The 13,134-nt window shown below is 52.2% G+C and carries 11 protein-coding genes; 7 read left to right on the top strand and 4 right to left on the bottom strand.

From position 1 onward, the window contains the following. Positions 1–143: 143 nt before the first annotated feature. From NYE54_RS24995 to NYE54_RS24985, 3 genes are all read right to left on the bottom strand, one after another. Positions 144–1,337: an oxalate decarboxylase family bicupin gene (locus NYE54_RS24995; protein ID WP_339266968.1), complete on the bottom strand. Its 1,194-nt coding sequence runs from the start codon at positions 1,335–1,337 to the stop codon at positions 144–146. Between the two features lie 142 nt (positions 1,338–1,479). After that, complete coding sequence (locus NYE54_RS24990; protein ID WP_339266966.1) at positions 1,480–2,034, bottom strand: HXXEE domain-containing protein; 555 nt, start codon at positions 2,032–2,034, stop codon at positions 1,480–1,482. Between the two features lie 159 nt (positions 2,035–2,193). Further along, on the bottom strand, positions 2,194–2,796 hold the full coding sequence (locus NYE54_RS24985; protein ID WP_339266964.1) for a TetR/AcrR family transcriptional regulator: 603 nt from the start codon (positions 2,794–2,796) through the stop codon (positions 2,194–2,196). 369 nt (positions 2,797–3,165) lie between these two features. On the opposite strand from NYE54_RS24985, the gene NYE54_RS24980 reads away from it, so the two are divergent. The 6 genes from NYE54_RS24980 (at position 3,166) to NYE54_RS24955 (ending at position 10,547) form a co-directional block, all read left to right on the top strand. Next, complete coding sequence (locus tag NYE54_RS24980) at positions 3,166–4,047, top strand: sugar ABC transporter permease (RefSeq protein WP_144023491.1); 882 nt, start codon at positions 3,166–3,168, stop codon at positions 4,045–4,047. Beyond that, entirely contained in the window at positions 4,044–4,868 is an 825-nt protein-coding gene (locus tag NYE54_RS24975; RefSeq protein WP_339266962.1) for a carbohydrate ABC transporter permease, read from the top strand. Before NYE54_RS24980 ends, NYE54_RS24975 begins: the two co-directional genes overlap by 4 nt. A gap of 73 nt (positions 4,869–4,941) precedes the next feature. Continuing rightward, positions 4,942–6,303 (top strand): ABC transporter substrate-binding protein, encoded by a 1,362-nt coding sequence (locus NYE54_RS24970; RefSeq protein ID WP_339266960.1) that lies wholly within the window; start codon positions 4,942–4,944, stop codon positions 6,301–6,303. A gap of 456 nt (positions 6,304–6,759) precedes the next feature. Further along, entirely contained in the window at positions 6,760–7,944 is a 1,185-nt protein-coding gene (locus NYE54_RS24965) for a sugar diacid recognition domain-containing protein (RefSeq protein ID WP_339266958.1), read from the top strand. A gap of 131 nt (positions 7,945–8,075) precedes the next feature. Continuing rightward, entirely contained in the window at positions 8,076–9,344 is a 1,269-nt protein-coding gene (locus NYE54_RS24960) for an SLC13 family permease (RefSeq protein ID WP_339266957.1), read from the top strand. 60 nt (positions 9,345–9,404) lie between these two features. Then, positions 9,405–10,547 carry a glycerate kinase gene (locus tag NYE54_RS24955; RefSeq protein ID WP_339266955.1) on the top strand — a complete coding sequence of 381 codons (1,143 nt, stop codon included), beginning with the start codon at positions 9,405–9,407 and terminating at the stop codon, positions 10,545–10,547. A gap of 619 nt (positions 10,548–11,166) precedes the next feature. Here the strand turns inward: NYE54_RS24955 and NYE54_RS24950 are convergent. Further along, a complete protein-coding gene (locus NYE54_RS24950) occupies positions 11,167–12,042 on the bottom strand; it encodes a LysR family transcriptional regulator (RefSeq protein ID WP_076324116.1) in 876 nt (291 codons plus the stop codon). Positions 12,043–12,174: 132 nt separating this feature from the next. Between NYE54_RS24950 and NYE54_RS24945 the strand changes: the two genes are divergently transcribed. Continuing rightward, on the top strand, positions 12,175–13,098 hold the full coding sequence (locus NYE54_RS24945; protein WP_339273645.1) for an NADP-dependent oxidoreductase: 924 nt from the start codon (positions 12,175–12,177) through the stop codon (positions 13,096–13,098). Positions 13,099–13,134 lie beyond the last annotated feature (36 nt).

Below are 13,134 nucleotides of genomic sequence, written 5' to 3'. Positions count from 1 at the left end.
CATTAATGAACTATATGGCAGGAGGAAAGAAAAGTCAAATGTCCGCATGACGGCAAAGGCAGACGGCCTTGGAATAAAATCCTCTTGGCCGGTCTGCACGAATTTAACAGGCAATGTCCTCAATCAAAGGGGGAGGCTAGAACTTACCTCGGATAATACGAATATCCCGGATATTTCACGACAGGCCACTTTTCCTTGCGCAAAGCATCGGTGACTTCGGTTCCGACTCTCAGGTTATCCTGGACCAGGTCCCGAGGGGTCAAGGCCATCCATTGATTCAAGGAAACATCCTCGAACCGGTCGCTTCTGAACATTTCGAGAAACCATAAGGATTCCGTGCCCGTGTTCTGTATGTAGTGGCCGAAGGCAAAGGGGACATATCCCACATCACCGGCTCTGTAATCAAAGGTCCGCGCCGCTCCATTGCCAGCAAACACGGTCATTCGTCCTTGTCCGGCCAGGTAATACTGCCATTCATCCTGATTCGGATGCCAATGAAGCTCCCTCATGGCGCCCGGTTTGATCTCAACGAGCGCGGCTGCAACGGTTTTGGAGATCGGAAAATTGCTGGAATCCACGATTCTTACGCTTCCGCCGGGGGTTATGATCGGTTCTTGCGCCAGCAGCCGGTGCTTGAAACTCAGCGGCACTGTTCCGTAAGGGGATTGGATCTCCTGGCTTTCGAGCGAACCTGGCACCTGATCCTGAAAAATATAAACCTGTTCCTTCGGGATATGGTTAAGAGCGTTCTCCGGAACGCCGAAGTTGGCGGACAGCACATCCTTTGGCGTATGGGCAAACCAGTCGGAGATCGATAAGGTGTTCAGGTCTGAGAAGTGGCCGTCGTCAAAAACCAGCAGGAATTCACAGCCTTCCTCGAGTCCCTGGATCGAGTGGGGGAGACCGGCAGGAAAATACCACAGATCGCCGGGCCCCACATCCGCGATGAAATTTCTACCGCTTGCATCCATTGCCGTAATTCTTGCGCTACCCCAGATCATATAGGCCCACTCCGCCTGCTGATGCCAATGCAGCTCCCGAACGCCGCCGGGCGTGAGGCTCATATTGACGCCGGCCAGCGTGGTCGCAATCGGCAGGTCCCGTACCGTAATTTCCCGCGACCAGCCGCCATGATTCAGCTGCATATGCGTGTCGGAGAACGACATTTTCAGATTGGGCATCAAGCCCGCATCCGTAATCGGAGGCACTAGCATGTCGGGATTCTCGATATCCCTCATCACATCCCGCGGACCATAGTCTGGCCCGCCTGCTCCGTCGCTGCGTATCGGCTGTGGGACACGGTCATGATTTCCTCTGTTCCGGTTCTGATCCTCCATTAATCTGTATCTCCCTCTCTAGGCTTTTTCCGTAAAATATCCTGTTAAACGGCTATCCATAATGGTTATGAGCCATCGCTTGGCTAATATGTAAGGGAATGCAAGGCAAGTCAAAGATGGTTTTCGCAATGATAGGAATGCCCTATATGTCGTGGCGGAAGGGGGCAATCCGTTTTCCTAGCGTCAGACCCGTCCATACAAGCAGCAGGGTGATCGGCAGGGCGATGATGGTTCCGAGGGCGAATGAAGCTATATTTATGATGTCTGCATGAAAGAGGCGATAGAGCGCATAAATCCCGTAAGGAATTTCAAAGATGGCAGCTGTAATGACACCCGGGGTGTATGCCCACAGGGCGATCGAGGCTCCCACATGTTTCACGCCATCCAGCAGGAACACCGTGACAAAGCCCGCGAACAGCGCGTTGAATGGGCTGCCGATCTCGAAGTTAAGAGCCGTAATGGCCGTTACGCTGGTGAGAATGAAGCCGATCAGCAGGACGGCAAATGTAAATTGCAGGGTGATATTTTTATCCCACGGAGTGGAGACAGGCGAGATTTTGGATAGCACAGGGTTATTCTTGTTCTTCCTAAGCCACCATTCCATCGTGGCAATCTCTTCTCCATCGTGAATGAAAAATACAACCGGCAGCAGCCACAACATCATGGCGAAACTCCAATCTGGCATGATTGACAGCATGATCCTCATTTCTCCCTTCCTTCTAACACTATTAGCGATATTTATAGAAACTGAGTGTACACTCAAATTGAGCCGATAAAAGAAGCTGATGCAGAGAGGTTATTTCTGTTCTGCTATCAGCTTTTCTATTCTATCCTTACTGGGATGAACATCGGCGCCTTAGGATCCTTCATTAAAACCATGCATCAGCAGTCGGACGAGCTCGCGAATATAGGATTCGTCCCCGAGCGGGAGGGCTTCCAGTCCGAAGCGGGAATGGAGCATGCAGTAGACCAGAATGGAGGAGGTCATCATCGTCATCGCGACCTGAACCGTATGTTCCGGTTGATGCTTCGATCCCGCGGCCTGTTTGAGTATGCTGCTGCCTGCTGTCCCAAAACCTCCGATCAGTCGTGACACCTCATTGGATACCTCGGCATCCCTTATGAGTTCAGGTGACCAAATGAGCATCAGATAATCCATGTTCGTCCTGAGGAACCCAAGGTACGCCAAGCCGTATTGAAACAGGGCTTCCTCCGCAGGCAGCTTCGACAGTTCATCCGCATCCTCTTGAAGCTGCGTAACAAATGAAAAATTGTTCACAAGGTAGAGCAGCAGCTTCCGCTTATCTCCGAAGTGGTAGAAGATCAGCCCTTCGGCAACGCCGCTTTCGGCGGCAATCTCTTTGGTTGTCGTCGCATGAAATCCCTTCTGCGAGAACAGCTTCAGAGCGGCGTTCAATATCCGTTCCTTCTTGGCATTTCGATTGTTTGTTGTAGGCATAGGCAGATGGCTTCCTTTTTTGATTAAATGACGAATCCCATATACTGAGTGTTTACTCAAGAATATTGTCATTTCCAGCTATTGTCAAGGCTCGAAATATCAAGGCATGGAATGTTCTAAATTTTCAATGTTATTGATAATAATGAAGGGAGGATTGTTTAGAGCATGCTGCATATGTGATGGAGAAGAGGAGAATCACATGAATTGCTTGTCTGTTTTTCGGCATGCAGTTTATGTGTTTTTTTGTTCTCTTTTTTTGCGAATCCTTGCGTCTTTTCGAAAGGCAGAGAGAAATTTTCGAAGAAAGGGGAATGTCGGTTGTCTAGTAATGAAAGCGTTTTACACAGTAAGAAACCTAAAAGTGCAGCGATAAGAAAAAGGCTCTGGGGTGAGCATGCTTTAGCCTATGGATTTCTGGCACCCTCCATCATCTTGTTTATGATGTTCTTGTTCTACCCGATGCTGAAATCGGTTTATCTCAGCATGACGATAACGGATCCGCGGGGTCAGGTTGTTGAATTTGTATGGTTGGAGAATTTTATCCGGCTTTTATCATCAGGATCATTCTATAAGAATCTTGGCGTAACGCTGATGTTTATTTTGTTTACCGTGCCCACCTCCTTGATATGGTCGCTGTTTCTTGCCGCCATTACCCACAACAAGCTGCGAGGGATGAAGGTGTTTCAGTTTGTTTTCTCATTGCCGATTGTCATTTCCGTCGGGACCGGCTCGATTATATGGTTTTTGTTGTTTCATCCTACGGCGGGCATGCTTAACTATTTTCTAAGCTTCGTTCATCTCGGGCCGATCCCTTGGTTAACCGATCCTTCTTGGGCTCTGATCTCGATCTCGATCATGACAATCTGGATGAACATGGGGTTTCTGTTTATTGTGTTGTCCAGCGGTTTACAGGGAGTTCCGGAGGAGATATACGAGAGCGCCAAAATGGACGGCTCCGGGCCGATCCGGACCTTTATCCAAATCGTACTGCCACTGCTGTCACCTACGATTTTCTTTGCTTTGATTGTATCGGTTATCGGTGCATTTCAAGCATTCGGGCAAATTCACATTCTGACCAAGGGAGGTCCGATCAACTCCACCAATGTCATGGTTTACTCCATTTATCAGGATGCCTTCGTCAATTTCCGGTTTGGCATCGGCAGCGCACAGGCTCTGATCCTGTTTGCGATTATTCTGCTCCTTACGCTGCTGCAGTTTAAAGTTCTGGAAAAGAAGGTGCATTACCAATGACCCTGCGCGGAATTACGTCCCTGTTTACCTATCTGCTGCTCATCCTCCTGTCTTTGATTGTGTTATATCCGCTCATCTTTACGGTGTTCTCAGCCTTTATGACCGAGAAGGAGGTAGCTAATTTCCCACCACCGCTGTTCCCGTCGAGCTTCTATTTGGGCAATTTTACGGAGGCCATCTCCGGCTTCCCGATTATTCGCTTTATTCTGAACAGCTTCATTGTCTCGTCGGCCATCATGATCAGTCAGGTCATTACATCAAGTCTGGCCGCATATGCGTTTGCATTTCTTAATTTTAAGGGTAAGGCACTGCTGTTCGGACTCTTCTTGTCAACGATGATGATTCCTTGGGAAGTCACGATTATTCCGAATTATCTGACCATTAAGGATTGGGGCTGGATGGACAGCTACCAGGGATTGATCGTGCCGTTTATGGCAGGGGCCTTTGGCGTGTTTCTGCTGCGCCAGTTTTTTCTGCAGCTCCCGCGTGAGCTGTTTGATGCGGCTAAAATCGACGGGTGCGGTCATATCCGCAGTTTTCTGTCCATGGTGCTGCCGTTGTCCCGGTCTTCCATTGCTACCTTGGCGGTGTATACCTTCCTCACGCACTGGAATCACTTCTTGTGGCCGCTTTTGATCACAAACCAGGCCTCGATGCGAACCGTACAGATCGGGGTGGCTATGCTGCAGCATGCTGAGGTGATGTCATGGAACCTGATTCTGGCCGGCGTGACCATCGTGCTGGTTCCTTCCTTTGTACTGCTGGCTTTTGGCGTCAAACAATTGGTGCGCGGAATTACCGCTGGGGCGTTGAAAGGTTAGTGCGGTGGTTGGCCTGTCATATGCAGGTTTATCATAGGATGCATTTTACGAACGAAAGGGGAGGGAATCGCGGATGAAAAAAAGAACGAGGTTGGTAAGTATCGTGTTAGCTGCGATCATGCTGCTGCTTAGCGCGTGTAACATTAACATGGGTGAGGAGCCTGATAAGGGGACGGATTCCGTACCAAAAACCGATGTTGGTGTTCAAAAAGTGGTGTTCTGGCATGCGATGGGAGGAGCTAATACCAAGGTGGTTGATCAATTGGTCGCCAACTTTAACGCTTCACAGGACAAGGTGCAGGTAGAAGCGGTGTATCAGGGAACCTATGATGACCTGTTAAGTAAACTGAAGGCGTCGATGGGAACAAACGAGGGGCCCTCCGTGGTCCAGATGTACGAGATCGGCAGCCGGTTTATGATCGATTCCAAACTAATTACACCCATACAGGAGTTCATTGATGCGGATCAGTGGGATGTGTCGCAGCTAGAGCCTAACATCAGCGGGTATTATACATTTGAGGATAAGCTGTATTCCATGCCTTTCAACTCCTCTAATCCGATACTGTATTACAATAAAGACCTGTTCAAGGATGCAGGGCTCGATCCGGAAAGTCCGCCTAAGACGTTTGAAGAACTGAAAATCGCGGCAGACACGATATCGAAAAAAGGGAAGGCGGTTGGAGCGAATTTTGCTATATACGGCTGGTTTATGGAGCAGTTGTTTGCCAATCAGGGTGCGGAGTATGTGAACAACGGCAACGGCCGAGACGATCTGGCGACCGAGTCACTAGTCAATACCGAGCCTGGCGTAAAGGTGCTGACTTGGTGGAAGGATCTGATCGATTCCAAGGCAGCCAATAACCTGGGACGTAAAACCGATGATTCCAAGAAGGCATTCTCGGCCGGTCAGGTCGCCATGATTCTGGACTCAACTGCAGCTTTGAAGGGACTTGTGGATAGCTCGGAAGGCAAGTTTGAAGTAGGCACAGGCTTCCTTCCGAAGCCGGAAGGAGCGGAAGAAGGCGGTGTTATCGTGGGAGGAGCAAGCCTGTGGATGATGAACAGTCGTCCTGAAGCAGAGCAAAAAGCCGCATGGGAGTTCATTAAATTCCTGACCTCTCCATCGGAGCAGGCATACTGGCATATCAATACCGGGTACTTCCCGATTACCACGAAGGCGTATGAGGAAGAAAGCGTGAAGGAGAATCTGAAGAAATTCCCGCAATTCCAGACAGCCATTGATCAGCTGCACCAGACGAAGCTGGTTAAAGCGACCCAGGGTGCCGTGATGGGCGTATTCCCCGAGGCAAGACAGATTGTGGAAGGGGCGATTGAAGAGGTGCTGAACAATAAAAAGTCACCGCAGCAGGCACTGGACGACGCAGCGAAAGAAATTACGACCAAGATTCAGGATTATAACCGTACCGTGAAGTAGCATAGAGGGGAGCCTCAAACTCAGGAGAGACAGGGAGTAACAAGCCGATCCATCAGGATCGGCTTGTTGGTTCGTGGCATGAATGCTCAGACAATAAGCGATTCACCGGGAAGTTTCGTTTAAGCGATACATTCTTAGAAAGAAATCCGCCTCAACCGCAAGCGACGGAATCATGAGTACCTGCGTTCTCTTGAGGCTATACTGGTGGTGTTTGAGTTTACAAAAGAAACGCGAAAGCGTATACTCAGACAAAATAATCGTTAATTATAGTAACTCACCGAATAACAGCCACTTCGTGAGGAAATTCCCTTCCTCGTGTTAACACTCACATTTAGGGCGTATAATAACGTTATTCGAAGCTGAATGCCCCTATCCCGGAAGAATGCGATTAATCGCGCTTATCGGATGGAGGGCGTTTTTTCATATCATGGCGGACATAGACAGGGGATAGACAAGATGAGCAGATTGACTAAGGAATTGGCACAAGAAATTGTAACGCGGACGATGCAAGTGATTCATTATAATGTGAACGTCATGGATGAACGGGGGCGGATTATCGGTTCTGGCGACCGCTCGCGCTTATATCAGAAGCATGAAGGGGCGCTCATTGCGATTGAGAGGAAGGGTCGCTTCGAGATTGACGAGGAAAGCGCGCGCAAGCTGCAAGGGGTGCTGCCCGGAACGAATCTGGCCATTCACTTCCAGGGCGAAGTTGTTGGGGTCATCGGTATTACCGGCGATCCGAACGAGGTGACCAAGTACGGCGAGCTGGTGAAAATGACGGCTGAAATGTACTTGGAGCAAGCAGATCTGCTGGAAAAAGCCCAATGGGATAAGCGGATGAAGGAGGATTTCCTTCAGTCCATCATTCATGCGGACGGCAAGGATAACGCCATGCTGCGCCTCCAGGCGGAACGGATTGGCTTCCATCCGGATAAAGCGCGGGTTGCATGCATTATGGAGCTGATCGGTGCGCAGGACGCGAATTCATTGTCTACACTCAAGCAGGTGGTTGAAATATTGGAGGGTCGGCCCGCCATCGACCTGATCGCCATTCACAATACGCGCCAAATCGTGTTGTATAAGCCCCATCTCCACCCGCGGGAGCCGAACGCCGATATATGCGAAGGCATCCGTCACATTCGCAGGCTGCTGGAGGAGAAGCGGATTACGCCGCTCCGCATTGCGGTTGGTAAGGCGTATTCCGGCATCGACGGCTTAATCGCGTCTTACCGTTCCGCGCAAGATACGATGCGGGCGGGCCAGGCGATATTCCCGGAGCAGACGGTATACTACGGCGAAGATATGCCGAATGAGACCGTGGCAGCGAACGTTTCGCCCTCGTGGGTGGCGGAAGAGCTGCAGCGGCTATGGCGGCGGTTTGCGCAGGAGGATAAGAGCGGGGAACTTCAGCAGACGCTGGAGGCCTATTATGATGAGAACGGCGAGCAGCAGCGCATCGCCGAGCGGCTGTCGATTCACCGGAATACGCTTCGCTACCGACTGCAGCGCATTCATGAGGCGACCGGCAAAGACCCGAAGCATTTTCGCGATTTATATACGCTAATGACAGCCCGCTGGCTAAGCGCGCTGAAAGAGAGGAAGCCGGAGAGTGACGGCGTCTGGAAGGAACATGCATGATTTGTGCATTTGAACAAAAAACACGCTCAATAAAGCGCTTTATTTCATTTTCATGCATGATGAAGCGCTTTCACATTACAGGTACAGTAATAGTATAACGAATTGAGACAACACATTAGGGGGTCTTGACTATGGACGTATCTGTAACTGTACTTGGTGCTTTGACGGCATTGGTTGTGGCGATTGTGCTTATATTGCGTAAAGTCCCTCCTGCCTATGGCATGATGATTGGGGCACTTGCCGGAGGGGTCGTCGGCGGAATCGGGCTGGTTGATTCGGTGAATTTGATGATGGATGGCGCGAAGGGCATGATTCCGGCCGTGCTGCGCATCCTGGCAGCCGGCGTGCTTGCCGGCGTCTTGATTGAATCGGGCGGCGCGAAGACGATTGCCGAAACGTTGATCCGCAAGGTCGGCGAGACGCGTGCGCTGTTTGCGCTGGCGTTCGCGACGATGGTACTGACGGCGGTCGGCGTATTTATCGACGTCGCGGTCATTACGGTGGCGCCGATTGCGATCGCGATTGCGCAGCGCGCCGACTTGTCCCGCATGGCGATATTGCTTGCCATGATCGGCGGCGGGAAGGCCGGCAACATTATGTCGCCGAATCCGAACGCCATCTCGGCGGCAGAGGCATTCAACATTCCACTGACATCGATGATGATGGCAGGAATCATACCGGCTGTCCTTGGGCTTTTTGCCACTTATCTGATCGCGAAGCGCCTGTCCAAAAAGGGAACGAAGATCACGGGCCAGGAAAGCGTAGACGACGGCGCTCAGCAGCTTCCGGGCTTCCTGGCAGCGATGATGGCTCCGATCACGGCGATTGTGCTGTTGGCGCTGCGCCCGATTGCCGGCATCGTCATCGATCCGGTTATCGCGCTGCCGATCGGCGGGCTCGTTGGCGCCTTGTGCATGGGCCGCATCAAGCAGATCAATCAATTTGCGGTATCGGGCTTGGGCAAAATGTCGGGCGTGGCTGTCATGCTGCTCGGCACAGGGACGTTGGCCGGCATTATATCGAATTCGCAATTGAAGGATGTCATCATCGACAGTCTGGCCTCCTCCGGCTTGCCGGCTTACTTGCTTGCGCCGATAAGCGGCGCGTTCATGTCCTTAGCCACCGCTTCGACAACAGCAGGTACCGCAGTCGCCAGCTCGGTGTTCGGCTCGACGATTATGGGGCTTGGCGTTGCTTCCCTGGGCGCTGCGGCGATGATTCACGCCGGGGCGACTGTCTTCGACCATATGCCGCACGGCAGCTTCTTCCATGCAACGGGCGGAAGCGTTAATATGGCGATGAAGGAGCGGCTGCGCCTTATTCCGTATGAGACCGCAATCGGTCTCGTCCTGGCCGTCGTATCGACATTGGTGTTCGGCGTGTTCGGCTGGTTCTTGTAATCTGCGGCAAAATGATTGTTCAGGCAGTTGGTTAAGACTGATGGAGAGGGAGTGGAGAGAATGAAGGTTGTAATTGCTCCAGACTCATTTAAAGAGAGTTTATCCGCATTAGAGGCATGTCATGCCATAGAGAAGGGAATACGCGCCGTGTATCCCGAAGCGGATATCGTCAATGTGCCGATGGCTGACGGCGGGGAGGGCACGGTACAGTCTTTGGTGGATGCGACAGGTGGACGATTGGTTCACCGCGAAGTGACGGGACCGCTTGGCACCCCCGTGACCGCGTTCTACGGCATACTTGGTGACGGAAAGACCGCGATTATCGAAATGGCGGCCGCCTCGGGACTAGCGCTTGTGCCGCCGGAGCAGCGCAATCCGCTCGCGACGACGACGCGCGGTACCGGCGAGCTTATTACGTCGGCGCTGAACGAAGGCGTCAGCACGATTATTCTCGGCTTGGGCGGCAGCGCCACGAACGACGGCGGCGCTGGCATGGCGCAGGCGATCGGGGTGCGGCTGCTTGACGCCGATGGCTCGGAAATAGGCCATGGCGGTGGAGAGTTGCATCGCATTGCCCGCATCGATACGGGCGGAGCCGATCCGCGGCTGAAGCAAGTTGCCTTCGTGGCCGCGTGCGATGTGGACAACCCGCTGACCGGAGAGCGCGGCGCATCGGCCGTATTTGGCCCCCAAAAAGGCGCCGATCCAGCCATGGTACAGCAGCTTGACGGCAATCTCGACCATTATGCGGCGATGATTAAGGCATGCTTGGGCCGCGACGTGGCCCAGATTCCCGGCGCTGGCGCAGCCGGAGGGCTTGGCGCCGGTATGCTCGCTTTTTTGGCCGCTGAGTTGAAGCGGGGCGTGGATATTGTTATCGAAGCGACGGGGCTGGCTTCGCAAGTGAAGGATGCGGATCTCGTCATTACGGGAGAAGGCCGCATCGACGGCCAGACGATTTACGGCAAAACGCCGATGGGCGTGGCCAAGACGGCCAAGCGGTACGGAGTGCCGGTCATCGGCATCGCGGGCTCGCTTGCGGACGGGCATGAAGCGGTGCTTGAGCATGGCATCGATATCGTGTTCACGATTGTGCCCGGCGTATGCAGCCTGGACGATGCGATAAGACAAGCCGCCGCCAATATGGAGCGTACAGCGCGCAATATGGCGATGACGTTAAAATGCGGTAGCAAGTTGGCTTGAATAAGATGACGATTAGAGGCGGGCATGATGGAATTCGAGTATAGGATTTGATTGACAATCCTGTTGCTTTGGCACACGGCGTCGAGACAGCTACCATCCCAAGATGCTCACCAAAGTCATCGTCTACGCTTACACACAACGGATCTAGAACGTTAAAGAGAGAAATGGCGGTACAGGGCTGATCTCCCTGGAACCGCCATTCCTTTATTTTGCTGTTTTTTCATCTATTGACCGCCGCCGGGATAGGCACTCGCAAAGATTCGGTCGTCCAAACGTGTTGATGGCTTCATTGAAGATGCAAACCAGATGGTGCCTAAGGGATATCTTCCTCCAAATCCATTAATAGTTTGGATAGCACCTCCATTTTACCGAAAAACGGTTTCTTTGCGTCTAAAAAAGTAAGAAATCTGCATGGCGTAGCGGAGAGGAAGAAACGATTCCGGACAAGCGTCAGCGCTCGCCTTTGCCCCCACGTTTCGTCTTTACCCAGAACCATTCCAAGAAATGTGGGGGCAGCAGCGATGGTAGGGACGATTCGTACACGGAGTGTTCTTCTAACAGCAAGAAGGGGGCCTCCCGCAAGATCTAAGATCTTTTGGGACAGCCCCTTGTGGTCGGCTTACCGTGATTCCGCGTAATATTCCACGAGGAAATCACGGAAGGCAATCGCGGCCTTGGACAAGTACCTGGATTCCAGCCATGCAATTTGGAATATGCGACGAGTCTGAGGCTCTCGAATGCTTAGCTTCGTCAGCTTTAACTCCTCGCCGCTTCTGCATTCACCGATTAAAGCTACGCCAAATCCAGAACGGACCAGATCGGCTATGGTTCCGGGGTCTTCCACCTCGCAGACGACCTTCGGCTGAAAACCGGCTTGTTTGCAAAACTCATTATTCATCTTCTGATACGGATGGCCTTCTTTATAACCGACATATGATTCTCCTGCAGCCTCGCTTAAGTGAATTTGATTTTTTTCGGCTAAACGGTGGGTGGGGGGAACGGCCAAGAACACCTCTTCGACGAGCAAAGGCAAGCTCCGTATATCCGGGTGCCGGATGGGCATGGAAGTGAGAAAGAAATCAACCTCATTATGTTCAATGGTCTGAACCATATCCTCCATCGAAGACTGGATGATATGAAAGTTGACTTTTGGATGTTTGCTTAGAAACAATCTTAAAGGCTCTCTGAGTTGCTCCATGTTGGATAAGGCCATATGAATGCGCCCATGCTCCAGTCCCGCCAGATCCTCGACTTCCCTCCGTCCTTCTTCCAGCAGCTGCAGGGCTGCTTTGGCTTTTGCCAAAAATGCTTTGCCATACGGATTGAGACGGATTTGCCGGCCTTGGCGTTCAAATAACGGAGCGCCGAGATTCTCTTCGAGTCTGGAAATGGTCTTGCTGAGCGCCGGCTGAGCAATATGGAGCTCCTCTGCGGCTTTGGTCATATGTTCAAGTCTTGCTACGGTTACAAAATACTTCAGCTGTAACATTTCCATTACGGTTCCCCCCCCTTGCTTATATACTGCAGTATATATATACATAGCCAATTTTGTATTTTTTATTATCTATTGATGATTATAGAATGATCTCAGAAACAAGATCAAGGAATTCATGAAAGGATGATCGATATGAAAGCCGCTGCGTTTAGTACGATTGGACCGCCGGATGTCCTGCGTGTCTTGGAATTTGAAGATCCTCAGGCCGGTAACGGCCAGATAAGGGTTAAAGTCAAGGCTGCAGGCGTGCAACCGGCCGACTGCGGGATCAGGGGGAGCGGCTGGGCGCCGCCCGGCGTGACATTGCGGATGCCGCAAATCCTTGGTAACGAGTTCGCTGGAACGATAGATCAGGTAGGTGAGGGGGTCACCGGCTTTGAGGTTGGAGAGGACGTCATTGGCTGGTCTTTACTCGCCTGCTACGCTGAGTATGTGGTGGTCAGCACAGATCAAGTTGTACGCAAACCGGATTCCATGCCTTGGGAAGAAGCCGGAGTCTTGACCGCATCGGGGCAAACCGCTCATACGGCACTTGGGACGTTAGGGGTTGGTCACGGGGATACGGTCTTGATTCATGCGGCAGCAGGTGGCGTCGGTTCTTTTGCCGTCCAGATCGCTCGTGCCTGGGGAGCCCGGGTCATCGGAACGGCGAGCGAGCGAAATCATGATTATCTTCGTTCACTGGGCGCTGTTCCTGTTGTTTATGGCCCAGGTCTTGTAGACCGGGTTAAGGCGGCAGCCCCCGAGGGAGTGAGTGCTGCACTTGATGCAGCTGGCGAAGAAGCGCTGCGAGCCTCGGTGGAGCTTGTCGGAGACCGGAGCCGCATCGGCACGATTGTAGCCTTTGATCAGGTAGAAGAACTGGGAGTTTGCGCGATCCGCAGTCAGCGATCCAAGGATCGATTGGCCGAACTGGTTCAATTATATGAACAAGGGAAATTGAAGATCCATGTGTCCCGGACATTTTCGCTGAGCGAAGCGGCAGAAGCGCATCGCGCCGTGGAGTCCGGCCATGTTCGGGGGAAGGTCGTGCTGCGGATAGCGATGGAGGAATGATTCGTACGCGCAGCGTCATACAAAAGACGGAGGGGG

This window comes from Paenibacillus sp. FSL K6-1330, assembly GCF_037976825.1.
Lineage (GTDB): Bacteria > Bacillota > Bacilli > Paenibacillales > Paenibacillaceae > Paenibacillus_AQ.
This window is presented reverse-complemented; position numbering and strand designations above follow the sequence as displayed.